Source organism: Pseudomonas sp. KH_024_B2, from assembly GCF_057839965.1.
Window position 1 is genome coordinate 667,414 of the sequence record NZ_CM174502.1, and the last position, 22,173, is coordinate 689,586.

The 22,173-nt window shown below is 60.4% G+C and carries 23 protein-coding genes and 4 pseudogenes; 12 read left to right on the forward strand and 15 right to left on the reverse strand.

Translation table 11 applies throughout. From position 1 onward, the window contains the following. Positions 1-55: 55 nt before the first annotated feature. On the reverse strand, positions 56-349 hold the full coding sequence (locus AC3I0A_RS03035; RefSeq protein ID WP_489376183.1) for a hypothetical protein: 294 nt from the start codon (positions 347-349) through the stop codon (positions 56-58). A gap of 252 nt (positions 350-601) precedes the next feature. Here AC3I0A_RS03035 and pbpC point away from each other — a divergent pair, with 252 nt between their 5' ends. The 7 genes from pbpC (at position 602) to AC3I0A_RS03070 (ending at position 7,111) form a co-directional block, all read left to right on the forward strand. Beyond that, positions 602-2,914, forward strand: coding sequence for a peptidoglycan glycosyltransferase PbpC (gene pbpC / locus AC3I0A_RS03040; RefSeq protein WP_489376184.1), 2,313 nt, complete (start codon positions 602-604; stop codon positions 2,912-2,914). Between the two features lie 162 nt (positions 2,915-3,076). Continuing rightward, complete coding sequence (locus tag AC3I0A_RS03045; RefSeq protein ID WP_489376185.1) at positions 3,077-3,379, forward strand: MazG-like family protein; 303 nt, start codon at positions 3,077-3,079, stop codon at positions 3,377-3,379. After that, positions 3,379-4,128, forward strand: coding sequence for a methyltransferase domain-containing protein (locus AC3I0A_RS03050; protein ID WP_489376186.1), 750 nt, complete (start codon positions 3,379-3,381; stop codon positions 4,126-4,128). Before AC3I0A_RS03045 ends, AC3I0A_RS03050 begins: the two co-directional genes overlap by 1 nt. A gap of 24 nt (positions 4,129-4,152) precedes the next feature. Beyond that, positions 4,153-4,761, forward strand: coding sequence for a DUF4136 domain-containing protein (locus tag AC3I0A_RS03055; protein WP_489376187.1), 609 nt, complete (start codon positions 4,153-4,155; stop codon positions 4,759-4,761). A gap of 41 nt (positions 4,762-4,802) precedes the next feature. Continuing rightward, positions 4,803-5,363 carry a DUF4136 domain-containing protein gene (locus tag AC3I0A_RS03060; RefSeq protein WP_489376188.1) on the forward strand — a complete coding sequence of 187 codons (561 nt, stop codon included), beginning with the start codon at positions 4,803-4,805 and terminating at the stop codon, positions 5,361-5,363. A gap of 370 nt (positions 5,364-5,733) precedes the next feature. Further along, complete coding sequence (locus AC3I0A_RS03065; protein WP_489376189.1) at positions 5,734-6,204, forward strand: A24 family peptidase; 471 nt, start codon at positions 5,734-5,736, stop codon at positions 6,202-6,204. A 127-nt stretch (positions 6,205-6,331) separates the two neighbouring features. Then, positions 6,332-7,111: a response regulator gene (locus AC3I0A_RS03070; protein ID WP_489376190.1), complete on the forward strand. Its 780-nt coding sequence runs from the start codon at positions 6,332-6,334 to the stop codon at positions 7,109-7,111. A 191-nt stretch (positions 7,112-7,302) separates the two neighbouring features. On the opposite strand, the gene AC3I0A_RS03075 is transcribed toward AC3I0A_RS03070, so the two are convergent. The 6 genes and pseudogenes from AC3I0A_RS03075 to AC3I0A_RS03100 form a co-directional block, all read right to left on the reverse strand. Continuing rightward, entirely contained in the window at positions 7,303-7,572 is a 270-nt protein-coding gene (locus tag AC3I0A_RS03075) for a DUF3613 domain-containing protein (RefSeq protein WP_489378396.1), read from the reverse strand. A 20-nt stretch (positions 7,573-7,592) separates the two neighbouring features. Beyond that, positions 7,593-8,306: a hypothetical protein gene (locus AC3I0A_RS03080; protein WP_489376191.1), complete on the reverse strand. Its 714-nt coding sequence runs from the start codon at positions 8,304-8,306 to the stop codon at positions 7,593-7,595. A 13-nt stretch (positions 8,307-8,319) separates the two neighbouring features. Continuing rightward, positions 8,320-8,422, reverse strand: a pseudogene (locus tag AC3I0A_RS03085) (type II secretion system F family protein); the annotation flags it as partial. A 20-nt stretch (positions 8,423-8,442) separates the two neighbouring features. Beyond that, positions 8,443-8,583 (reverse strand): annotated as a pseudogene (locus AC3I0A_RS03090) (pilus assembly protein); the annotation flags it as partial. Next, positions 8,580-9,800, reverse strand: coding sequence for a type II and III secretion system protein family protein (locus tag AC3I0A_RS03095; protein ID WP_489376192.1), 1,221 nt, complete (start codon positions 9,798-9,800; stop codon positions 8,580-8,582). The pseudogene AC3I0A_RS03090 and the gene AC3I0A_RS03095, both read right to left, overlap by 4 nt. Positions 9,801-9,816: 16 nt before the next feature. After that, positions 9,817-10,083: a hypothetical protein gene (locus AC3I0A_RS03100; RefSeq protein WP_489376193.1), complete on the reverse strand. Its 267-nt coding sequence runs from the start codon at positions 10,081-10,083 to the stop codon at positions 9,817-9,819. 331 nt (positions 10,084-10,414) lie between these two features. On the opposite strand from AC3I0A_RS03100, the pseudogene AC3I0A_RS03105 reads away from it, so the two are divergent. Further along, a pseudogene (locus AC3I0A_RS03105) lies at positions 10,415-10,605 on the forward strand (Flp family type IVb pilin). Positions 10,606-10,658: 53 nt separating this feature from the next. Then, on the forward strand, positions 10,659-11,072 hold the full coding sequence (locus AC3I0A_RS03110; protein ID WP_489376194.1) for a response regulator: 414 nt from the start codon (positions 10,659-10,661) through the stop codon (positions 11,070-11,072). Positions 11,073-11,111: 39 nt separating this feature from the next. Here AC3I0A_RS03110 and AC3I0A_RS03115 read toward each other — a convergent pair whose 3' ends face one another. Together AC3I0A_RS03115 and AC3I0A_RS03120 are read right to left on the reverse strand one after the other, a co-directional pair. Continuing rightward, complete coding sequence (locus tag AC3I0A_RS03115) at positions 11,112-11,966, reverse strand: MaoC family dehydratase (RefSeq protein WP_489378398.1); 855 nt, start codon at positions 11,964-11,966, stop codon at positions 11,112-11,114. Continuing rightward, positions 11,963-13,315 carry a 3-oxoacyl-ACP reductase gene (locus tag AC3I0A_RS03120; protein ID WP_489376195.1) on the reverse strand — a complete coding sequence of 451 codons (1,353 nt, stop codon included), beginning with the start codon at positions 13,313-13,315 and terminating at the stop codon, positions 11,963-11,965. Before AC3I0A_RS03120 ends, AC3I0A_RS03115 begins: the two co-directional genes overlap by 4 nt. 120 nt (positions 13,316-13,435) lie before the next feature. Here AC3I0A_RS03120 and AC3I0A_RS03125 point away from each other — a divergent pair, with 120 nt between their 5' ends. Then, positions 13,436-14,713, forward strand: a complete 1,278-nt coding sequence (locus tag AC3I0A_RS03125; RefSeq protein WP_489376196.1) for an acetyl-CoA C-acetyltransferase — start codon at positions 13,436-13,438, stop codon at positions 14,711-14,713. Between the two features lie 183 nt (positions 14,714-14,896). Here the strand turns inward: AC3I0A_RS03125 and AC3I0A_RS03130 are convergent, their stop codons facing one another. The 3 genes and pseudogenes from AC3I0A_RS03130 to AC3I0A_RS03140 all read right to left on the reverse strand — a co-directional run bounded on the left by AC3I0A_RS03130 (position 14,897) and on the right by AC3I0A_RS03140 (position 17,230). Beyond that, positions 14,897-15,664 (reverse strand): methyl-accepting chemotaxis protein, encoded by a 768-nt coding sequence (locus AC3I0A_RS03130; RefSeq protein WP_489378400.1) that lies wholly within the window; start codon positions 15,662-15,664, stop codon positions 14,897-14,899. 138 nt (positions 15,665-15,802) lie between these two features. Then, a pseudogene (locus AC3I0A_RS03135) lies at positions 15,803-16,843 on the reverse strand (cache domain-containing protein); the annotation flags it as partial. Positions 16,844-16,894: 51 nt separating this feature from the next. Then, complete coding sequence (locus tag AC3I0A_RS03140) at positions 16,895-17,230, reverse strand: hypothetical protein (protein ID WP_489376197.1); 336 nt, start codon at positions 17,228-17,230, stop codon at positions 16,895-16,897. Positions 17,231-17,320: 90 nt separating this feature from the next. On the opposite strand from AC3I0A_RS03140, the gene AC3I0A_RS03145 reads away from it, so the two are divergent. Beyond that, positions 17,321-18,214, forward strand: coding sequence for a PA4780 family RIO1-like protein kinase (locus AC3I0A_RS03145; RefSeq protein WP_489376198.1), 894 nt, complete (start codon positions 17,321-17,323; stop codon positions 18,212-18,214). A gap of 146 nt (positions 18,215-18,360) precedes the next feature. On the opposite strand, the gene cueR is transcribed toward AC3I0A_RS03145, so the two are convergent. The 3 genes from cueR to AC3I0A_RS03160 all read right to left on the reverse strand — a co-directional run bounded on the left by cueR (position 18,361) and on the right by AC3I0A_RS03160 (position 21,756). Further along, entirely contained in the window at positions 18,361-18,774 is a 414-nt protein-coding gene (gene cueR / locus AC3I0A_RS03150) for a Cu(I)-responsive transcriptional regulator (protein ID WP_489376199.1), read from the reverse strand. Beyond that, the gene (locus AC3I0A_RS03155) at positions 18,771-21,167 is read right to left on the reverse strand and encodes a heavy metal translocating P-type ATPase (protein WP_489376200.1); all 2,397 of its coding nucleotides are present in this window, start codon (positions 21,165-21,167) and stop codon (positions 18,771-18,773) included. Before AC3I0A_RS03155 ends, cueR begins: the two co-directional genes overlap by 4 nt. Positions 21,168-21,372: 205 nt before the next feature. Next, positions 21,373-21,756, reverse strand: a complete 384-nt coding sequence (locus tag AC3I0A_RS03160; protein ID WP_489376201.1) for a hypothetical protein — start codon at positions 21,754-21,756, stop codon at positions 21,373-21,375. 148 nt (positions 21,757-21,904) lie between these two features. Between AC3I0A_RS03160 and AC3I0A_RS03165 the strand changes: the two genes are divergently transcribed. Continuing rightward, on the forward strand, positions 21,905-22,102 hold the full coding sequence (locus AC3I0A_RS03165; protein WP_489376202.1) for a heavy-metal-associated domain-containing protein: 198 nt from the start codon (positions 21,905-21,907) through the stop codon (positions 22,100-22,102). Positions 22,103-22,173 lie beyond the last annotated feature (71 nt).

The window sequence follows — 22,173 nt, forward strand, 5'->3', positions numbered from 1 at the left end:
TGCAGATTTTAGGGCCGCTTCGCGACCCAGCGGGGGCAAGCCCCCTCGCCACAGGTCAATGAATAATCCAGCTAAACAACCACAGCCCCAACAGCATCCAGATGATCCCCATGATGATCGATTTGCGCATAAAGGCGCGGATCGCCGAGTACAGCAGCATCAGACCGATGATCAGCGCGATGATGCTGATGATTGAGGGATCCATGCCCAGCGTCTCGGAAAGCCCTTCGACAAAATTGCTGCCGGCGCGGGCCAGGATACTGAACAGCCCATTGAGCCCGTCGACGATAAACCGGATGACTGAACCGAGTACCTGGCCGAGCCATTCGAAAAAGCTTTCTACCTGCATGTGTGCGTCCTGATGAAAGGGTTGGCTTGGGTGCCAGACCTGGGCCTTGGGCCATTATTTGCACTGGCGAGTTCCCTTAGAGCATAGAGGTTCGCGGGTTTGAGTTTTAGATTAGTTACTGAACGTCTGCGATCCCTGTGGGAGCTGGCTTGCCTGCGAATGGGGCGGCGCGGTGTGTCAGGTGGGACGCCTTCGCGGGCAAGTCGGATCGCCGCACCGCCGCTCCCACAGGGATCATCATTAACCAGAGTATTGCGGTGGGTTCTCGGGAGTGTGCTGTTTCTGATCGCACTGCTCTGGCTCGTCGACCGCATCTGGCCGTTGCCCTTGCCTGAAGACGATCTGGCGCGTGTGGTGCTGGCCGAGGACGGCACGCCGCTGTGGCGCTTCGCCGATGCCAATGGCGTATGGCGCTACCCGGTGGAGACCCATCAGGTTTCGCCGTATTACCTGGAAGCATTGCTGACATACGAAGATCGCTGGTTTTATCAGCACCCCGGCGTGAACCCCTTGGCGTTGGGCCGTGCCGCATGGCAGAACCTCACCGGTGGGCGCGTGCTGTCGGGTGGCAGCACCTTGTCGATGCAGGTCGCGCGACTGCTTGATCCACACTCGCGCACGCTGTTCGGCAAGCTGCGGCAGCTGTGGCGCACCGCGCAACTGGAATGGCACCTGTCCAAGGATCAGATCCTCAACCTGTACCTCAATCGCGCGCCGTTCGGCGGCACCTTGCAAGGCGTTGCGGCGGCCAGTTGGGCGTATCTGGGCAAGTCACCGCAGCAACTGACCCACGCCGAAGCTGCGCTGCTGGCGGTTCTACCCCAGGCGCCGAGCCGCTTGCGCCCGGACCGCCACCCGGCGCGGGCCCAAGTGGCACGGGACAAAGTCCTGCGACGGTTGGCGCAATTCCAGGTATGGCCGCAATCAGCGGTGAACGAAGCCCTGGAAGAGCCGCTGCTGCTGGCGCCACGCCTGGAGCCAAGCCTTGCGCCGTTACTGGCACGACGGCTGAATCGCCCGGACAGCCCGCCGCTGATTCGCACCACACTGGATGCCACCTTGCAGCGACGTCTCGAAGATTTGCTGCTGGGCTGGCGAGCGCGCTTGCCGGAGCATACCTCCGCAGCGATTCTGGTGGTCGAAGAAGAGACCATGGCGGTCCGCGCCTACCTTGGTTCGGTGGACATCAATGACACTCGGCGCTTTGGTCATGTGGACATGATCAGCGCCATGCGTTCCCCCGGCTCGACCCTCAAACCGTTCTTGTATGGCATGGCCATGGACGCCGGGCTGATCCATTCCGAATCCCTGCTGCAAGACGTACCGCGACGCTACGGCGATTATCGCCCGGGTAATTTTTCCATGGGTTTCAGCGGCGTAGTGTCGGCCAGCAGCGCGCTCGCCACCTCGCTGAATCTTCCGGCGGTGCAACTGCTCGAAGCCTACGGGCCGAAGCGCTTTGCCGCCCAGATGCGCATCGGCGGTGTACCGCTGACATTGCCAGCGCTGGCCGAGCCGAACCTGGCGTTGATCCTCGGCGGGGCCGGCAGTCGCCTGGAGGATCTGGTCAGCGGCTATAGCGCTTTCGCCCGTGGCGGCAAAAGCGCCAACATTCGTTTGCAGCCAGATGATGTGCTGCGTGAGCGGCCCTTGTTATCGCCGGGCTCGGCGTGGATCGTGCGGCGGATTCTCAGCGGTCAGGCGCGCCCGGATCGCGACCCGCGTGCCGAGCTGGTGCAGCGTCCGGTGCTGGCCTGGAAAACCGGCACCAGTTACGGCTTTCGCGATGCCTGGGCGATTGGCGTTGGCCCGCGGTACTTGATCGGCATCTGGATCGGCCGCCCGGACGGCACACCGGTACCTGGCCAGTTTGGCCTGGCCTCGGCAGCACCGTTGATGCTGCAAGTGCACGACGTGCTGATCAACCGGGACAGCCAGCGCGGGATCACCGCACCGGTGCAGCCAGTGCCGATCAACGTCGGGGTGGCGGCGATCTGCTGGCCGTTGGGCCAGCCCATGAGCCGCAACGATCCGAACTGCCGTCGCCAGCGTTTCGCCTGGACCCTGGACGGCACCACGCCACCCACTTTGCAGGCGCTGGATCAACCGTTGGGTGTCGGCTTGCTGGAAAAGGTCTGGGTCAACGCCAACGGCTTGCGGGTCGACGCCAAGTGCCCGGGCGCGATGGCGCGTGATATTGCGTTGTGGCCGGCACCGCTGGAACCGTGGTTGCCGAGGGTGGAACGTCGGGAAGCGCGTCTGCCGGCCAGCGACCCGGAGTGTCCGGGGCCGATGCTGGCGGCCACGTCGCCGTTATCGATTGTCGGCGTGCGCGAAGATGATCAACTGCGTCGCCCGGCCGCCAGCCAGGAACTGCTGCGCTTGCAACTCTCGGCCCTGGGCGGCAACGGTCGGCGCTGGTGGTTCATCAATGGCGCCCCGCTGGGCGACAGTGCCAATCAGGACAGCATCAACGCGACCTTCGATCAGCCTGGTCGCTATCAGCTCAGTGTGCTGGATGAAGGTGGGCAGACGGCACGAGTCGAGTTCAGCGTTGTTGATTAGACCGCTTTCGCGGGCAAGCCCGCTCCCACAAGAGCGCCTCAATACCTGTGGGAGCGGGCTTGCCCGCGAATGATTTAAAGCGCGCCGAGGTTTAACAGACCGTCCACTGTACTTGCTTCCAAGCGCCATCCACCCGAAGCTATACGCCTTCAGGAGAGCCCGATGAACCTTGACGAACTGACCGAACGCCTACACTCCATCCGCGACCGCAACGACTGGCGCCAATTTCACAGCCCGAAAAACCTGGCCATGGCCGCCAGCGTGGAAATGGCTGAGCTGGTGGAAATATTCCAATGGCTCAGCGAGGACCAGTCGCGGCAATTGCCCGCCGACAAACTCGCCCATGCCGGTCAGGAAGTTGGCGACATCGTGCTTTATCTATTGCTGCTGTGCAGTGAACTAGGGCTGGACATGGAACAGGTGGTGCGCAGCAAACTGGCGGACAGTGAACGGAGGTTCAGCTAATGAGTGACCGTCATTTCGATCAGTTGGCGACCCGATTCGCCGAGAAAATCTACGGCGGTGCCAAAGGGGCGATTCGCCTCGCGGTGCTCCAGGCCGATCTGGCCGAGATTTTGCCGGACCGACCGCTGCGGGTGCTGGACATCGGTGCTGGCCTTGGCCACATGTCGCTGTGGCTGGCCCAGCGCGGGCATCAGGTGACACTGGCCGAACCTGCCGAACCGATGCTCGAAGGCGCGCGGCAGCGTTTCGCCGAGGCCGGGCAAACCGCGACCTTCATTCAGGCGCCGTGGCAGGACCTGCTCGGGCAGCTAACCGAACCCTACGACCTGGTGCTGTGCCACGCGGTGCTGGAATGGCTGGCCGAACCCCATGCGATCCTGCCGGTATTGCATCAGCTGACCACCAAGGACGGCTGGCTATCGCTGGCGTTCTACAACCGCGATGCGTTGATCTATCGCAACTTGCTCAAGGGCCACTTCCGCAAGATGCGCAAGAACGACATGGCCGGCGAAAAGCAGAGCCTGACGCCGCAGCGGCCCCTCGATCCGCGTGAGCTGGCCGCGCAACTTGAAGGGTTGTGGACGGTCGAAACCCAGAGCGGGGTGCGGGTTTTTCACGACTACATGCCGGTGGAGTTCCAGGCCCGCGCCGAGTTGCTGGATTTGCTGGAAATGGAACTGACCCATCGTCGTCACCCAAGCTTTATCGGACTTGGGCGTTACTTGCACTGGATCTGCCGTCCGGTTTAAACGGCCCGGTCAGTGGAGAGCGAAATGAAACGCCGCGTTGGATTCGTCATGCTGTGTCTGGGTCTGAGCGCTTGCCAGGGTACCAACCCGTATGTCGCCAGCTCCAACCCAATCCCGCCGGCACCGACGCAAGCGGCCAGCACCTTCGACCGCAGCGCTTACCCGGCGCCGCAACGGGACTACGGTCGCTACCGCAGTTGGGCCTGGCTCAATGGTCGTTTGCCCACCGGCTCAGCCTGGGCCGACTCGGCGCAGATCGCCGAAGCGGTCAGCAATGGTCTCGACCAACGTGGTTTGCGCCCGCTGCATGACCACCGCCCGGCGGACCTGTGGGTCAGCGCCGATGTGCACCTGGAGAAACGCTTGCGTCAGGTACGGGACGATTACGGATACGGCGGCTATGGCGGTTACAACCGTTATGGCAGCGGCTACGGAATGTACAACACAGTGCCAATTGTTCGTATGTACGAGGTCAACGTGGTGGTTGTACGGGTCGATTTGTTCGATGCCAGCAGCGGTCAGCCGGTGTGGAGCGCCAGTGCCGAAACCAGTAGCCAGGGCAGTCTGGGCGAGCGCGCCGATGCGTTACGTGAAGCTGTGGAAAAGGCCCTGTCGGCGTATCCTCCCAGTTAGCAACATCCGCTCAGGTTCATGTCTTCGCCCGGAGAAAAATCATGTTCCGCCGTCTCGCTTTACTGGCTTTGGCTGCGCTGCTCAGCGCTTGCGCTTCCAACCAGGTCAACCACGACTTCGACGCCAGCCGCGACTTCGCCGCCTATCGCAGCTGGAGCTGGAAAGAGCCCGCCCTGCAATATCGCCCCGATGATCCACGGATTAAAAGTGACCTGACCGAACAACGTATTCGCCAGGCGGTCAGCGAACAGCTGGACCAACGCGGTCTGCGTCCGGCAGCCGTCGGTACCAGGGCTGATCTTAATGTGCAGGCTTACCTGATTGTCGAAAACCGTCAGCAACAAGTGACCACCCACTACGGTGGCAGCGCCTGGGGTAGCCCATGGCATGGGTATTGGGGCGGGCCGATGTACAACGAAACCCGCAACATCACCTACAAGGTCGCAACCATTCAGATCGACCTGCTCGATGGCAAGGACGGCAAACTGGTCTGGAGAGGCAGTGACGAGCAACTGCTCGGCAGCACACCGAACCCGGCAGACCGCAGCGCCGCGGTGCACGCGACAGTGGGCAGGATCATGGCGAATTATCCGCCGAGGTAAGGTGGCGGGTAGTCAAGGAAATCCATGCTCGTGCGATCACCTGTGGCGAGGGAGCTTGCTCCCGCTCGGCTGCGAAGCAGTCGTAAAATCGGCTGATGCGTTCTCTCTGATAAAACGTGGTTGCAGATTTTAGGGCCGCTGCGCGCCCCAGCGGGAGCAAGCTCCCTCGCCACAGGTTTTATGCTCGACATTCGAACTCCTCAGTCGCCAGGGTATGCAAATTGCCAGTGCTCTCCCCAGCCCCTGACTACACCCCACGGCGCCTTTTTGCTCTCTGGGGGAGGCCTACTTTCATCAGTGCGTCTACCCTGACAACTACTACGTCATGTCAGCATAGAATCATTCAGCCAAAAGGGACGCTTTTTACCTGATGCAGAGCATTCTTCTATTCATCTGGTTGGCTCTCTGCGCAGCGCAGGATATTCAGCAACGCCAAATTGCCAATGGCCTGACCCTTGGCGCGACAGTCGTGGCCCTGGTGTATTTGCTGTGGAACGACACCACATGGCTAGGCGCCAGCGCGGAGCAGGGTGTCTGGGCGTTCTTGCTGGCGCTGGCCTTCACCTTGCCCGGCTACGCGATGGGGCGCCTGGGGGCTGGCGATGTGAAGCTGATGGCGGCGCTGGGGCTGGCGACCGACAACCTGCACCTGTTGGGGACTTTCATTGGGGCGGGCATCGCCAGTGTGGTCTGGTTGCTGATTGCTCCCAGGCTCTGGCCGCATATAAACAAAAAGCTTAGAGCCCATTTGCTGTACCTCGACCCGAAAGAGTCAAAACAACAACCCTTTGCGCCGTTCATTTTTGTCGGCTTGCTGCTGGCGGTTGCCTGGATTCCCTAAAGATTTCGAGCTATCAGCACTATGTACAGAGTCGCAAATCAGGTCTATTTTCATTCAGTAGCTGTACAGCCAGTGACTGTCGGTACAGGAAAGGTCAGTCTTCGGCCTGTCAGGCAGGGAGTCGCATGTGAACAAGCTTACGTCCCGGATAAAAGTGCTCGTGGTCGACGATCAGCCGCTGATTGTGGAAGAGCTCTGCGAATTTCTTGAAAGCAACGGTTATCGCTGCGTCCACTGTGAATCCAGCAAGCAAGCCATCGAACGGTTCAGCGAAGACGCCGAGATCGGTCTGGTGCTGTGCGATTTGTACATGCCCGAGCTGGATGGCATTCAGATGGTCCAGGAGCTGCAGCGTATCGCTGGCAAACAGCGGGCGTTCGAAGCGATCATGCTGACCGGGCGTGCCGACAAGCAGGATGTGATCAAGGCACTGCGAGTGGGTTTTGCCGACTACTACCAGAAACCTATCGATCTGAATGAGTTGCTCGAAGGACTGCAACGCCAGGAAGTGGTGGTGCAGGATCGCCACAAGACGCTTCAATTGAGCCATTTGAACGAGAAGCTGCAGCATCTTTCGGAGTCCATCAACGATCTTTATCAAGACCTCGACAAGGTTCAGCGAAAGCCGCGGACACACTCTGCGGATTCAACGGGCGAGGAGATCAGCGAAGGGCAAATGCCGGCCATCTTCAATCAGCTGTCACCCAGGCAACTGGACGTCGCCCGCCTGGTGGGCAAAGGCCAGACCAACTACCAGATCGCCTGCGAACTGGGCATCACCGAAAATACCGTGAAACTCTATGTCTCCCAAGTGCTGCGTCTGACTCACATGCATAACCGCACGCAACTGGCGCTAGCGTTGTCGCCGAGTAATTCGGGGCCAAGGCATGGGGTGACGGCGCATTAGCCAGCGCGCAGGTTAAACCGCGTTATCGTTCATCGCGAGCAAGCGAACGTCGCCCGGCTCTTCCCACACTGAATCTGCGTCAGGTCACGATAATGTGATCGGCGCAGAACCAATGTGGGAGCGAGCTTGCTCGCGATAGCGGCCTGTCATTCAACAAAGAACTCTCCCGACCTGCATCAACCCTGAGCCCACTACTCGGTGGTCATATCCCCAGCCACATCCTGGTCATAGAACTCAGGAATTGGATCCCCGATAAAACTGTTCAGCCAGCGCTGCAAGCTCAGATTGCGCTCGGCGGACGTTGCATATTGTGGCGTTGGTGACGCCACTATGTTGCGGTTTTGCAGCATCAACCAGCTTTCGGTTTCTTGTTGATACGGCGAGTTAGGCCCGGAATCGATGGCCATGGCGGTCAATGGCAGGCTCAACAGGCCCGCATAGCAGAGCATATTCAGTTTCATCACGACCTCTCTCCAGGTGCTTACTTGATACTCGGTTGTTGTGGATCGCTGACCGTAGCGACTTGATCGCGTGCGGCCGGTTTGGCTTTGACCTTGGTTTTCAGCTGCTCGGCGCGTGCCTGGGCACTGGCGAATTGTTCAGCGCTCAGGCCGGCGCGGCTGACCACCTCGGAGGCCTGCCTCCAGTTGTCTTGATAGATGAGCAAGGTCACCAGATTCACCGCGGCCAACTGGTCGGTCAGCTTGAGTTCCATGGCAGTGATGAACTCAAAGCGTGCTTCGTTGATCCGCAGCAGGTTGAGGTAAACCACGCCCAGGTCGTTGCGGATTTTCTCGTCGGCGGGTGAGTAGTGCGCGGCACGCTGTAGATGTAACAGGGCCTGGTCGTTGTCACCTTTGGCCGAGGCCAATTGGCCAAGGCCGTGTTCACCTTCGGCTGCCAGGCAGGTGCCGAGCAGGCCGCGATACAAGGGTTCGGCTTCGCTGCGGCCCAGCAAGCGGTAAACTCTGGCTTTGCGAAAACGCACCTGGGTGAGGCTGTCGGGCAGCCTTTGCAGGTTGGCCAGGCCGGCGTGCAGCTTGCCGTCAGTGACCAGGTTGTCGGCCAGGCTCAGCGACAGCTCCTGATCGTCGGTCAATTTGGCACAGGGACCGGGTGCGGACCAGGAGCCTGAGCCATTGGTGGCGCAACCGCCTAACATCAGCAGGCTTAGTACAGCGATCATTGCTTTCATAACGTTCCCTCCAGGAAGCCAATGCACGGACGATGGCGGTAAAACCTGGCCCGGCCAGTACGATCAATAAGGCTGGGAAACAGCATCATCACGACGGACATCTTGACGGACATTTCGAGATGTACCCCCCATTTGCGACCAGGGCGAGCAACTCATCGAGACTCTCGCCTGCAGAACTTAGTACTTGTCCCAGTGGCGCCAGCGCGCCTTGCAGCCATTCAAAGTCAGTACTGTTGCGAGTGATCGCAAGGAACGTCTGACTCAGGCTTTGACTCATTGCGATAGTCCACTTTTCTTGTCGAAGTCGCCGTTTTCCAGGAAGTACATGCGGTAGAAGTTCGGGTCGTAATTACGCAGTTTCTCGCCCGGCAGCGACGGCAGTGTCGCATTGGCCGCCAGTGGCTGGACCAGGTGCGGGGTGACGATCATCAGCAGTTCGCGCTCTTCGCGGTTGATTGTCGAATCGCGGAAAAAAGCCCCGAGGATCGGGATATCGCCCAGGCCGGGAAACTTGTTGACCTGGGAGTTGTTGTGGGTACTGATCAGGCCGCTGATCACGAAGCTTTCACCATCGGCCAGGGAAACGCTGGTGTCGGTGCGCCGCACAGTCAGCGCTGGTACCACGGTTCCCGCGATGCTCACGGCGTTGGTGAAGTCGAGCTCACTGACTTCCGGTGCTACCTTCAGGGCGATGCGGTTGCGGCCGATGACGGTCGGGGTCAGGGTCAGGCGGATGCCGAATTCCTTGTATTCGATGGACACGTTATCGCTGCCGGAGCTGGGCACTGGAATCGGAATCTCGCCGCCGGCCAGGAAGCTTGCGCTCTGGCCACTGAGGGCCACCAGGCTTGGACGCGCCAGGGTGTAGGCAAAGCCGCTGCCCTCAAGAGCGTTGATCATCACCAGGGCCTTGCTGCCGGCCCAGGAGAGGTTGAACTGGCTGTTATCCACCGGTAAAACACCGGGGGTGACGATTCCGCCAATAGTCGGCAGGGTTCTCGGTGAGCCGAACAGCCAGTTGCCGGCGGTACCGAAAATCGAGGTTGCGGCTTCCTTGAGCTTGGTGCGGCTGACTTCGACAAAACGGATGTCGGTCTGCACCTGGCTGGGCAGCGTCGGGTCTTCGGACGGTGCCAACGAGATGCTGGTCAGGCCCGTGTTGGCTTTGCCCTTGACGAACACCATGCTCTGACAAGGTGCGCTGGCGCCGGCGGTCCAGACCATCAGGCTGGTGGCGCCCGGGGCCATGCCCGTCAGCAGAAAGGCGGTTTTGCCATTGAGATGCACGTCGGCGACTTTCGGATCGCCCACCGCCAGACGCGAGATCGCCACGGGCGACTGCAACTCTTGCTGGAGGCCCTCGCCGACTTCAATCACTGGCGGCAATAAGCCTGCGCAGTTGCTGGGGGCGGCTAGTGCAATATCGACAGGTAATCCGGCCACCATCATGGCCCAGATCATACGTTTGAACATTGGAACAGAACGTTGGCGCATGGATAGCATCCTTTGCTCAAGGTGTTTGTTGGGAGGCTTGGTTGCCGCGGATTACCTCGATACCTGGGTGTAGCGTAGCGACGGTATCGTTTCTTGCCAGTCCTCTGGATGCAGAACCGAGGGCCAGTTGGGTAAATTGGAACAAGTGACTATTGGTCGCGAGGAGGTTGGCCGATGAATCGTGTTCTCCTGCCCAATAGCGGGTACCGGCACTCAGGTGTCGCCAAGGGGTGGCCCCCACTGAAAGTAACCCGGCCAGGCCCATGGTGAAGCGGCTGTTCATGACGGCTCCCCCCCTTTCCTGCTGCATTGCCAGCTCGTATCAGCCGAGTCGGTTTCGCAATCAGGCAGCTATGAACATGCAACTGTTTCGCTATTTGATTTGAAAGTAGCGCAGCTCACTCAAAATGCCATTATCCCGAAAGGAAATAACGTCAAATATGTCGAGGATTGTTCAAGGCTATTTAAAAATGTTCTTTTTCCAATGACATATACTTGTTAATACTTTGTGATTAATCAGTTCTTACAGTTGCTGAGGAAGGGTTTGTTAACAATGCTCTGATGGCAAAGACGAGTCTGTTACATCAGCGTCAGAGGCGCAAAGGAGGAAACGGATGTTGCTTCAGTATCTGTTACTCAGGGTTCGCTTTTTTTCAAGCGGACCGACGGAACCTCGACGATTGAGTACGCTGTCATTGTTGCAATGGTTGTCGTGATTGTTATTACCTTCGTCACCCCGCTCGGAGCGGTTGTGAAGAGTACTTTTAATACCGTTATTGTTGCACTGGGTGACACAGCTATTTAGTAATCCGCTCTCTTGCTCCAAGGTGTTTGCTTCCTCAGTCACAGGTATTGCATATGAATCCGCCTTCATCCCCACGGCAACAGCTTCTCTTGGTGGACGACGAAGAGGATGCTCTCCTGGAACTGGCAGAGTTGCTGGAGGGCGAGGGCTTTTGTTGCTTCACTGCGACCTCGGTCAAACTTGCCCTGGATCACCTGACCCGCCACCCGGATATCGCGCTGGTCATCACTGATCTGCGCATGCCTGAAGAAAGCGGCATGTCGCTGATCAAGCGCCTGCGTGAACATACCTCCCGTCAACATCTGCCGGTGATCGTGACCTCTGGCCATGCCGACATGGACGACGTCAGCGACATGCTGCGACTTCAGGTGCTCGACCTGTTCCGCAAACCCATCTATCACGTGCGCTTGCTGGAGACCCTGAACAATCTGTTTGCGCAGCCGAAGGTGTATTCGGTCAATTCTTAAGATTGCTGAAAGATCGCAGCCTTCGGCTGAGTCGCGGTATCAGCTAATCGGTCGCCAACGACCGAGCATGTGCTCCAGATCCCCGGCACCCACCAATCGCAGATCTCCACTCGAGCCCGGTGCGCTGGCCAGCAGCGTCACCTCGCTGGGTAAACGCACCGGCTTCTTGAACTCCACCGCAATGTCTATATTGGCCGCCGGCAGGTGCTCGCTCAGGGCGGCCAGGGTGCGCGCCTTGTTCCACAAACCATGGGCGATGGCCTGGGGGAAACCGAACAGTCTGGCACTGATGGCACTCAGGTGAATCGGGTTGTAGTCGCCGGAGACTTTGGCGTATTGACGGCCGATGTCGGCGGGAGCCCACCAGCGCGTCAGTTCGTTCAGGGCGACGGTCGGGGTTTCCTGTTCGATCATGGGGTCGCCGGGTAACGCCACGCCTTTACAGAGTATGTGGCTCTCGGCTTCCCACAGTGGGCCGAGCGGGTCATTGAGGGTGGTGATCAGGTCGAATACCGCACCTTTGGCGTGAGGTTGCAGGTTCTGCACATGGACCCTGACCTGCACGCTGCCGACGCCGCCCATGGGGCGTAACACGCGGATGCGATTGGCCAGATGAATCAGCCCCAGCAGCGGGAAAGGAAAGTCCCTGGCGGTGAGCAATTGCATCTGCAAGGCGAACGCCAGCACATGGGGATAGGTCGGCGGCAGCAAGCCGTTCTCGATAAAACCGCAGACTTTGCGGTAAGCCGCCAGCCGTGTGGGGTCGACATCGACCTGGCAGCGCAGCCCGTCTGCAGGCAGCGTGGTGCCGGTGATCTTGCGCCGCGTGGCCGCCCGGACATACAGCTCGGTCAGGTGCGGGGTGTTGTTCAGTGCGTGCCAGTCCATGGTTATGCTCCCAGTACGCTTTGCCCGCAGACACGCAATGCTTGCCCGCTGACCGCGCCGCTGCCCGCCTGGCTGAGCCAGGCCACCGCTTCGGCGACGTCCTGCGGCAAACCGCCCTGACCCAGTGAACTCATGCGCCGTCCGGCTTCGCGCAGGGCGAACGGGATGTGCGCAGTCATCCGGGTTTCGATAAAGCCCGGTGCCACCGCATTGATGCTGATCCCGCGCTCATCCAGCTGCGGCGCCCAGGCCTGGGCGAGGCCAATCAACCCGGCCTTGCTCGCCGCGTAGTTGGTTTGCCCGCGGTTGCCGGCGATGCCGCTGATGGAGGCCAGCAGAATCACCCGCCCGTTATCACGTAGGGTGCCGCTGTCCAGCAGCGCCTTGGTCAACACCTGTGGCGCGTTGAGATTGACCGCGAGCACGGCGTCCCAGAATTCCGGGGTCATGTTGGCCAGGGTCTTGTCGCGGGTAATCCCGGCGTTGTGCACCACGATATCGACGCCATCCGGCAGCTGTTCGATCAGTTGCGTCCCGGCATCTTCAGCGCAGATATCCAGCGCGATGCTGCGCCCGCCCAGACGTGCGGCAAGGGCATCGAGATCGGATCTGGCCGGCGGTACGTCGAGCAGAATGACGTCGGCGCCGTCCCGGGCCAGGGTCTCCGCGATCGATGCACCGATGCCGCGCGCAGCGCCGGTAACCAAGGCTTTGCGCCCGGCCAGCGGGCGGCTCCAGTCCTCAACCTGGGTGTCGCAAGCGTTCAAACGCAGCACCTGGCCAGACACATAAGCACTTTTTGGCGAGAGGAAAAACCGTAGCGCACCTTCAAGCTGCTCTTCGGCGCCTTCGCCCACATACAACAGTTGCAGCGTACCGCCGCTGCGCAACTCCTTGGCCAACGAGCGGCTGAAACCTTCCAATGCTCGTTGGGCACTGGCCGCGAACGGGTCGCTGAGGTTTTCCGGTGCCCGCCCGAGAATCACCACGTGAGCACTGTGATCGAGATTTTTCAGCAGGGGCTGGAAGAATTCGCGCAGTTGCTTGAGCTGATCGGTCTGGGCGATGGCGCTGGCATCGAACACCACGGCTTTAAGCTTGGGGCCGTGGCCGGGAATCCAGGCAGGCGCCACCAGCGGTTCAGGGCCGTAGCTGTAAAGCGCATCGGTCAATCTGTTGCCGAACAGGCTGATGTTCTGCGCCAGCGGGCCGCCACCCATCAGCAGCGCGCCTTCGATGGGTCGCAGGCGCCCGGCCGGCCAGCGCTCCAGACGTACCGGAGACGGCAGGCCAAGGGCACCGACCAGGCGGTGGCCGATTGCCGAGTTGGCGAAGTCGATATATCGGTCAGACATGGAGCGCTCTCCCGCTGCTGGAGTTAAAACTGTGGACCACCAAGGGTCTTCAGTCGTTCGAAAGACGAAATACAACCTACGCTTGTACGCGTGTACCACTCACAGAATAGGGAGCTTTCCATGATTCAGCTGCGTCGCGTCGCAATTATCGGCGGTAATCGTATCCCCTTCGCCCGCTCCAACGGCGCTTTTACTACCGCGAGCAACCAGGCGATGCTGACGGCGGCGCTCGAAGGGCTGATTGAACGCTATAACCTGCATGGCCTGCGCATGGGGGAAGTGGTTGCTGGCGCGGTGCTCAAGCATCCGCGGGATTTCACCCTGGCCCGTGAAAGCGTACTCGGCTCGCGGCTGTCACCGACCACCCCGGCCTACGACATTCAGCAAGGCTGTGGCACTGGCCTTGAGGCGGTGCTGCTGGTGGCGAACAAAATTGCTTTGGGGCAGATCGAGTGCGGCATCGCGGGCGGCGTTGATACCGCGTCCGATGTGCCAATAGGGGTGAATGAGGAGTTGCGCAGGATTCTGTTGCAAGCCAATCGCAGCAAAACCACCGGCGAAAAGCTGAAAACCCTGTTGCAGCTGCGACCCCGTCATCTCAAACCCGAACTGCCGCGCATTAATGAATCACGCACCGGTTTGTCCATGGGCGAGCATTGCGAGGCGATGGCGCAGACCTGGAGCATCCCCCGCGCCGAGCAGGATCAACTGACGCTGGAAAGCCACCAGAAAATGGCCGCCGCCTACGCCGAAGGCTGGCAGAACGACTTGATCACGCCGTTCCTTGGCCTGAACCGCGATAACAACCTGCGGCCCGACCTGACTCTGGAAAAGCTCGCATCGCTGAAGCCGGCATTTGAACGCAGCGCAAAGGGCACACTGACCGCGGGCAACTCGACGCCGCTGACCGATGGTGCGTCGCAGGTGTTGCTGGGCAGTGAAGCATGGGCGAAGGAGCGTGGCTTGCCGATCCTTGCTTATCTGCGCGATGGGGAGGCTGCGGCGGTGGATTTCGTCAAAGGTGCCGAAGGTCTGCTGATGGCCCCCGTATACGCGGTGCCGCGCTTGCTGGCGCGCAACGGGATGACGCTGCAGGACTTCGATTACTACGAAATCCACGAAGCCTTCGCCGCGCAGGTGTTATGCACCCTCAAGGCCTGGGAAGATCCGGAGTATTGCAAAACCCGCCTGGGGCTGGACGCGCCGCTGGGCGCCATCGACCGCAGCCGGCTCAACGTCAAAGGCAGCTCATTGGCTGCCGGACATCCATTTGCCGCGACCGGCGGGCGGATCGTCGCCAACCTGGCCAAGCTGCTGGACGCGGCGGGGCAGGGCCGAGGTTTGATCTCGATCTGCGCCGCTGGCGGTCAGGGGGTGACGGCGATTATCGAGCGCTGACCGGGGTTTACCCCGGGGGACACCGCACAACCCTGTGGCGAGGGAGCTTGCTCCCGCTGGGGCGCGAAGCGGCCCTAAAATCTGCAAAACCGTTGTGTCAGGCACACCGCATTGTCAGGTTTTACGACTGCTTCGCAGCCGAGCGGGAGCAAGCTCCCTCGCCACAAAGGATCAGCGGTTGCCTTATGTACGGAACCTTCTCACCAAAACATCCAGCTCATTGGACAACCCCGCCAGGCTCTGGGAGTCCAGCCGCGCCGAGTTGGCCAGTTCAGCCACCAACTGCGCATCACCATGGATCTGGCTAATGTGGCGGTTGATGTCTTCAGCGACCTGATGCTGTTCTTCCGCCGCTGTGGCGATCTGGGTGTTCATGTCACGGATCACGTCCACCGACTCACGGATCTGCCCGAAACTGCTACGCGCCAGGCCTATACGACTGACCGACTGTTGCGACACTTCGAGGCTGGCGTGCATTTGTTGGGTGACTTGACTGGTGCGCTTGGCCAGATTGCCGAGTAGACCGTCGATTTCCGCCGTGGAGTCGGCGGTGCGTTTGGCCAGCGCGCGCACTTCATCGGCAACCACCGCAAAACCGCGACCTTGTTCGCCCGCGCGGGCGGCTTCGATGGCGGCGTTCAAGGCCAGCAGGTTGGTTTGCTCGGCGATGGAGCGAATGGTGCCCAGAATCGACTGGATGTCATTGCTGTCGCGCTCCAGTTGCTGCATCGATTGCGCTGACTGCTCGATCTCCTGGCTCAACTGGTCGACGCTGCTGACCGCCGCATCGATCTGCTGCTGGCCTTCGCGGGCCTGGCGCTGGCCGCTGTCGGCCGACTCGGCGGCCTGGCTGCAGGAACGCGCGACTTCGTTGGCGGTGGCGACCATTTCGTGGAATGCGGTAGACACCATGTCCACCGCTTCGCGCTGGCGTCCGGCGGCTTCGGCCATGTCGCTGGAGACCTTGGTCGAGCTGTGGGACGTCGCGAGAATCCTGGTCGCCGCCAGGCCGATGTTCTGGATCAGGCTGCGGATGGCGGCCAGGAACTGATTGAACCAGTTAGCCAATTGCGCGGTTTCATCATTGCCACGGATCTGCAGGTTCTTCGTCAGATCGCCTTCACCCTGAGCGATCCCTTCCAGGCCGCTGGCAACGCTGCGGATCGGCCGCACTATAAGACTGGCGAAACTGGCACCGACCACGGCGAAAATCACCGCCAGCACGGCGGCGATGATCGCGATCAACCAGGTCAACCGGGTCGCCGAGCTCATCACTTCGGTTTGTTTGATCAGGCCGATAAAGGTCCAGCCCAGCTGCTCCGATGGCCAGACATTGGCCATGTAGCGCTCGCCATTCAGCTCGACTTCCACCAGACCTTTGCCGGCCTTGGCCAGTTGCGCATAACCGTCGCCCAGGCTGCTCAGGGCTTTAAAGTTGTGTTCCGGTTGCTTGGGATCGACCAGCACCGTGCCGGTGTTTTCCAGCAGCATCAGGTAGCCGGTTTCGCCGAGCTTGATCTGTTTGACGATTTCGGTGAGCTGCTTGAGCGTCACGTCGATACTGACCACGCCGCCCGTGGCGCCCAACTTGTTGTCGATGGTGCGCACGGTGCTGACATAGGTCGTGTCGTCGGCGGCATAGTAATAAGCTTCTGTGCGAAACGGTTTGCCCGGATTGGCCATGGCGGCCTTGTACCAGGGGCGCTGGCGGGGGTCGTAGTTGGTCAGCTTCGGATCGTCAGGCCAGGCGACGTAACCGCCGGCATTGGTCCCGATGATTGCATAGGCATAAGCCGGATGGCTGGTGCCCATGCTCTCGAACAGGGTAAAAACCTGTTTGTCCATCTCCCCTTGGGGAGTGTCTGCGGCGTTGGCGCTGATGTAGGTTTTGAGGCTGTCATCAGTATTTTTAATCAGCGGCTGGTTGGCCAGATAGTTGACGTTCTGGCTGATGCCATCGAAGAATATTTGCATGGCGTTGCTGACCTGACGAATCTCACGGCCGCTGCCGTCGATGAACTCGTCTTTCGCATCGCTGCGCAGGTTCAGCACCACCAGGGTGGCGACCAATACGACCGGCAAGCAGGCGATTATTGCAAACGCCCACGTCAGTTTTTGTTTGATGTTCATCCGCGCTCCAGATTTTTCTTATAAGCCCACGAAGTGCAGATGACTCGCGGATTAACGGCAGCCGTAAAGGCTCTGCGGTGTTTTTTGCAGCCCTGCGCCGTGGGCGGTCTCCATCGAGGAGGACCAATGCGGTACGCTGGCTTCTTTATTTGGATTGTCAGACAAAATTTGTTTGTCTCTGATGACTTCGGCTGGCTGCGGGGAAAACTGAGGCTCTTCGAAAAAAATCCTGCGGTCCTGGCGACGTGGTGTCAGCTTCTGTCGCAAATACCTGCGCATCTGGTCGACAACAAAGGTAGAACTCTCAGCTATGATCCTGAGCGGTCGATCGAGGTCGGCGGGTTTGTCTGAATAATCTGGCACATTGAGCGCCTCAGAGGTGTTCATAGGTCGGCAACCTCTCCCCCCAGTGAGAGGATTGCCGTATAACGAGTGACATTCGCGTGTTTGGTAATAAAGGACCCACAATAAAAGCTGATGAAGACTCCAAAACGCATTGAACCCCTGATCGAGGACGGTCTGGTCGACGAGGTGCTGCGCCCACTCATGAGTGGTAAAGAAGCAGCTGTTTATGTGGTGCGCTGCGGTAACGAATTACGTTGCGCCAAGGTTTACAAGGAGGCGAATAAACGAAGTTTTCGTCAGGCAGCCGAGTACCAGGAAGGCCGCAAGGTTCGCAACAGCCGGCAGGCTCGTGCGATGGCCAAGGGCTCCAAGTTCGGCAAGAAAGAAACCGAAGACGCCTGGCAGAATGCCGAAGTGGCGGCGTTGTTCCGTCTGGCCGGTGCTGGCGTACGAGTCCCCAAACCGTACGACTTCCTTGAAGGCGTGCTGCTGATGGAACTGATCGCCGATGAATACGGCGATGCGGCGCCGCGTTTGAACGACGTGGTGCTGGAACCGGATCAGGCGCTCGAGTATCACGCCTTCCTGATCCAGCAGATCGTGCTGATGTTGTGTACCGGTCTGGTGCACGGCGACCTGTCCGAGTTCAACGTACTGCTGACGCCGACCGGTCCGGTGATCATCGATCTTCCGCAAGCGGTGGACGCGGCGGGCAACAACCACGCGTTCAGCATGCTGGAGCGGGATGTCGGCAACATGGCGTCCTACTTCGGGCGTTTCGCCCCGGAGTTGAAGGGCACCAGGTACGCCAAGGAAATGTGGGCCTTGTATGAAGCCGGCACCTTGCATCCAGCCAGCGTATTGACCGGTGAGTTCGACGAGCCGCAAGAGCTGGCGGACGTCGGCGGCATCATGCGTGAGATCGAAGCTGCAAAGTTCGATGAAGAACGTCGGCAAGCGGTGCGCGCCGCTGACGATGCCCCACCGGGCAAAGCCGAAGAGCCGCCTCCGCCCTGGATGCAGTGATCGGGTAAACAAAAATCCGGCCTCGGCCGGATTTTTTGTGGGTGGTGTTTCTCTCAACACCGAGTCGTCTGCATTCGCGGGCAAGCCCGCTCCCACAAGGTTTGCGCATATCCTGTGGGAGCGGGCTTGCCCGCGAAGGGGGCAGTTCAGGCAACACCCTTCTCACAACATCCCCCCGACGCCAGTTCCTTGAGGATCGGGCAGTCGGGTCGATGGTCGCCGTGACAGTGTTCGACCAGGTCTTGCAAGGTGTCGCGTAACTGCCCCAGCTCGAGGATTTTCAGGTTCAGCTCCTCGATATGCTGGCGAGCCAGTGCCTTGACGTCGGCGCTGGCCCGTTGTCGATCCTGCCAGAGGGTCAGCAGTTTGCCGACCTCTTCCAGCGAGAAGCCCAAATCCCGTGAACGTTTGATAAAGGCCAGCGTATGCAGGTCGACGTCACCGTACATGCGATAGCCGCTGTCGGTGCGATGGGCTGCTTTGAGCAGGCCGGTCGACTCGTAATAACGAATCATCTTCGCGCTCAGGCCGCTCTGACGGGCTGCTTGGCCGATGTTCATTGCGCGTCCTCCAGATAGTTGGGTTTCCAGGTTTTCAACAGTAGCGCATTGCTCACCACGCTGAGGCTGGACAATGCCATGGCGGCGCCGGCCAGTACCGGATTGAGCAGACCGAACGCCGCCAGCGGAATCCCGATCAGGTTATAGACGAAGGCCCAGAACAGGTTCTGGCGGATTTTCGCGTAGGTCTTGCGGCTGATCTCCAGCGCCGCCGACACCAGTCGCGGATCGCCGCGCATCAAGGTGATTCCGGCGGCATGCATGGCAACGTCGGTGCCGCCGCCCATGGCGATGCCGATATCGGCCGCCGCGAGGGCCGGGGCGTCGTTGATGCCGTCGCCGACCATCGCCACCACGCCGGTTTTCTTCAACTCGGCGACGGTGGCGGCTTTATCGGCAGGCAGCACTTCGGCGTGTACGTCAGTGATGCCCAATGCCTGGGCGACCACGTGGGCACTGCCACGGTTGTCGCCGGTCAGCAGGTGGCTGCTGATGTTGCGGGCGTTCAGCGCTTGCACGGCTTGCAGGGCACCGGGTTTGAGGGTGTCGCCAAATGCGAACAGACCGAGCACGCGGGGTTGCGGGTTTTGTTCGATCAGCCAGGACAAGGTCCGGCCTTCGGTTTCCCAGTGTTGGGCGGACTCTTTCAGTGTGCCGGCGTTCAAGCCGCTTTCTTCCAGCAGGCGCCGATTGCCCAGAATCAGGTGGCGGCCGTCCAGCGTACCGGCGATGCCACGACCGCTCAGAGACTGGCTGGCGCTGATATCGGCCACGGGCAAGTTGCGCCCGGCGCAGGCGTCCAGCACGGCTTTGGCCAATGGATGTTCGCTGCCACGCTGCAGGGCACCGGCCAGTTGCAGCAGTGCGTTTTCGTCACCGTCGATGGCGCTGAGGTGGGCTATTTGCGGTGTGCCGGAAGTCAGTGTGCCGGTCTTGTCGAAGACCACCGCGCTGACTTCATGGGCGCGTTCCAGTGCTTCGGCGTCCTTGATCAAAATGCCATGGCGGGCCGCAACGCCGGTCCCGGCCATGATGGCGGTCGGAGTGGCCAGGCCCAGCGCGCAAGGGCAGGCGATCACCAACACCGCGACCGCATTGATCACGGCGATTTCCAGCGGCGCGCCGTACAGCCACCAGCCAACCAGTGTCGCCAAGGCCAGCAACAGCACGATGGGCACGAACACCTGACTGACTTTATCCACCAGCTTCTGGATCGGCGCCTTGCCGGCCTGGGCGTCTTCCACCAGGCGAATGATCCGCGCCAGGACGGTTTCCGCGCCGAGCGCCAGGGTGCGCACCAGCAACCGACCTTCGCCATTGATCGCGCCACCGGTGACTTTGTCGCCGGGCTGTTTAGGCACTGGCAGGCTTTCGCCGCTGATCAGCGCTTCATCGGCATGGCTCTGACCTTCGAGCACTTCGCCGTCCACCGGGAAGCGTTCGCCGGGTTTGACCATGACCAGATCGCCTCGACGCAAATCACTGATGGCGACGTCCTGCTCACGGCCGTCGATGACTTGAATGGCCCGCTCCGGACGCAAGGCTTCAAGGGCGCGGATGGCGCTGGCGGTCTGGCGCTTGGCGCGGCTTTCCAGATATTTGCCGAGCAGCACCAGCGCGATCACCACCGCCGAGGCTTCGAAATACAGGTGCGGCATGCTGCCGGCAGTTGCAGTTGCCCACTCGTAAAGACTCAGGCCATACCCGGCGCTGGTGCCCAGCGCCACCAGCAAGTCCATGTTCCCGGCACCGGCCCGAACGGCCTTCCAGGCGGCGACATAAAAGCGCGCCCCGAAGATGAACTGCACGGGCGTCGCCAGGGCAAATTGCGCCCAGGCAGGGAGCATCCAGTGCAGGCCGAAGGGTTGCATTAGCATCGGCAGCACCAGCGGCAGCGCCAAGCTGATCGCCAGCAGCAAGGCCCAGCGCTCGCGACGCAAACGCTGTTGTTGATCGGTGACAGTCGATTGTTCGCTTTGCCACAGGCTGGCCGAGTAGCCGGCCTTGCTGACGGCGCTGATCAGGAGTGCGGGGTCGACCTGACCCAGCAGCTCAAGGTGCGCGCGTTCATTGGCCAGGTTGACGCTGACGCTCTTCACCCCGGCGACTTTGCCCAGCGCTCGCTCGACCCGACTGACGCAGGAGGCACAGGTCATGCTGCCGATGCTTAATTCCAGGGTTTGGGACGGGACGCTGTAACCGGCTTGCTGCACGGCTTCCATCAACTCTGGCAGGCTGTCGCTTGGCGCCTGGACGCGGGCCTGTTCGGTGGCCAGATTGACGCTGATGGCGCTGGCACCGATGACCTTGCTCAAGGCGCGCTCGACCCGCCCGGCACAACTGGCGCAGGTCATGCCGGCAATCGGCAGATCGAAGGTGGTTGATTCGGGCATGGTGTTACTCCCTGTAGACATTTAACTACAGGATCAACCTTGCCATGCTGGTAAGGTCAAGAGGGTTTTTTGTCGACTGAAAAATCATTCGCGGGCAAGCCCGCTCCCACAGGTTATGCGCGATCCTTGTGGGAGCGGCGGTGCGACGATTCGACTTGCCCGCGAAGAGGCCGGCCCATTAAATAGAGAGCTGCAGCCGAACCAATCAATACCCCAGCGCCGCCGGTTTCAGGTACATGCCTTCCTGGGTCATGGCGATGCGATATTTCAGAATATCGCCGGCCTTGAGGGTGATGTTCTGCGACCCCGCAGCCAATATCCCAGGCTGGCAGCCCGACACTTGGCCTGGCAGCAGCTTGAGCCTCAGCGAGACGTTGCCCGGTGGCAAATTGAACGAAGTGCTCTGCTCCTGAAACAGTCGCGCAACCAACCGATCCTGGAGATACACGCCGATCTCGCAAGAGGTCGCGACTTCCAGGCGCTCGCGGGAAATAATCAGCACGCCGTAATCTACCCCTGCGGCATTGGCCGTTTGCGCGGTACCGAAAAGGCTGAGGATGCTGAATAGGCTAAAGGCTGACCAGCGCATGGGCTGAATCTCCTACTGTTGTGTCATTGATAACGCAGCTTGGCCGAGCATGACGCCGATTGCCAGCCCGGCAGATCGAAGCGGAACTTGACCTTGCCATCGTGGCAAGGTCGAGGATGGCCACACCCCTCATTCAAGGAGAAGCTTGATGCAAATATTCAGCGTTCAAGGAATGTCATGCGGCCACTGCGTTCGGGCCATTACTCAAGCGCTGCAAGCCAGGGACCCGGCGGCAAGTGTTCGTGTCGATCTCGCTGCAAAGGAGGTCGGTGTTGAAAGCGCTTTGTCGGCTGATGAGGTGATCAGCCTGATCAGCGAAGAAGGCTACGCGGTGAAGCTCGCCTGAATCTTTTTATTAGTTAGCGACCTATCGGAATGTTCAAGGCATCCAGGCACGGCTAGACTGTCGGGCTGCTG

Excerpts from the sequence above, each read along its gene's own strand:
- AC3I0A_RS03080 (WP_489376191.1), bottom strand. The coding sequence starts at position 8,306 with ATGAAAGCAATGATCGCTGTACTAAGCCTGCTGATGTTAGGCGGTTGC.
- AC3I0A_RS03145 (WP_489376198.1), top strand. The coding sequence starts at position 17,321 with ATGAAGACTCCAAAACGCATTGAACCCCTGATCGAGGACGGTCTGGTC.
- AC3I0A_RS03065 (WP_489376189.1), top strand. The coding sequence starts at position 5,734 with ATGCAGAGCATTCTTCTATTCATCTGGTTGGCTCTCTGCGCAGCGCAG.
- AC3I0A_RS03155 (WP_489376200.1), bottom strand. The coding sequence starts at position 21,167 with ATGCCCGAATCAACCACCTTCGATCTGCCGATTGCCGGCATGACCTGC.
- AC3I0A_RS03120 (WP_489376195.1), bottom strand. The coding sequence starts at position 13,315 with ATGTCTGACCGATATATCGACTTCGCCAACTCGGCAATCGGCCACCGC.
- AC3I0A_RS03035 (WP_489376183.1), bottom strand. The coding sequence starts at position 349 with ATGCAGGTAGAAAGCTTTTTCGAATGGCTCGGCCAGGTACTCGGTTCA.
- AC3I0A_RS03045 (WP_489376185.1), top strand. The coding sequence starts at position 3,077 with ATGAACCTTGACGAACTGACCGAACGCCTACACTCCATCCGCGACCGC.
- AC3I0A_RS03125 (WP_489376196.1), top strand. The coding sequence starts at position 13,436 with ATGATTCAGCTGCGTCGCGTCGCAATTATCGGCGGTAATCGTATCCCC.
- AC3I0A_RS03055 (WP_489376187.1), top strand. The coding sequence starts at position 4,153 with ATGAAACGCCGCGTTGGATTCGTCATGCTGTGTCTGGGTCTGAGCGCT.
- cueR (WP_489376199.1), bottom strand. The coding sequence starts at position 18,774 with ATGAACATCGGCCAAGCAGCCCGTCAGAGCGGCCTGAGCGCGAAGATG.
- AC3I0A_RS03140 (WP_489376197.1), bottom strand. The coding sequence starts at position 17,230 with ATGAACACCTCTGAGGCGCTCAATGTGCCAGATTATTCAGACAAACCC.
- AC3I0A_RS03130 (WP_489378400.1), bottom strand. The coding sequence starts at position 15,664 with ATGGCCGAAGCCGCCGGACGCCAGCGCGAAGCGGTGGACATGGTGTCT.
- AC3I0A_RS03060 (WP_489376188.1), top strand. The coding sequence starts at position 4,803 with ATGTTCCGCCGTCTCGCTTTACTGGCTTTGGCTGCGCTGCTCAGCGCT.
- AC3I0A_RS03075 (WP_489378396.1), bottom strand. The coding sequence starts at position 7,572 with ATGAAACTGAATATGCTCTGCTATGCGGGCCTGTTGAGCCTGCCATTG.
- AC3I0A_RS03050 (WP_489376186.1), top strand. The coding sequence starts at position 3,379 with ATGAGTGACCGTCATTTCGATCAGTTGGCGACCCGATTCGCCGAGAAA.
- AC3I0A_RS03110 (WP_489376194.1), top strand. The coding sequence starts at position 10,659 with ATGAATCCGCCTTCATCCCCACGGCAACAGCTTCTCTTGGTGGACGAC.
- AC3I0A_RS03100 (WP_489376193.1), bottom strand. The coding sequence starts at position 10,083 with ATGAACAGCCGCTTCACCATGGGCCTGGCCGGGTTACTTTCAGTGGGG.
- AC3I0A_RS03095 (WP_489376192.1), bottom strand. The coding sequence starts at position 9,800 with ATGCGCCAACGTTCTGTTCCAATGTTCAAACGTATGATCTGGGCCATG.
- AC3I0A_RS03160 (WP_489376201.1), bottom strand. The coding sequence starts at position 21,756 with ATGCGCTGGTCAGCCTTTAGCCTATTCAGCATCCTCAGCCTTTTCGGT.
- AC3I0A_RS03165 (WP_489376202.1), top strand. The coding sequence starts at position 21,905 with ATGCAAATATTCAGCGTTCAAGGAATGTCATGCGGCCACTGCGTTCGG.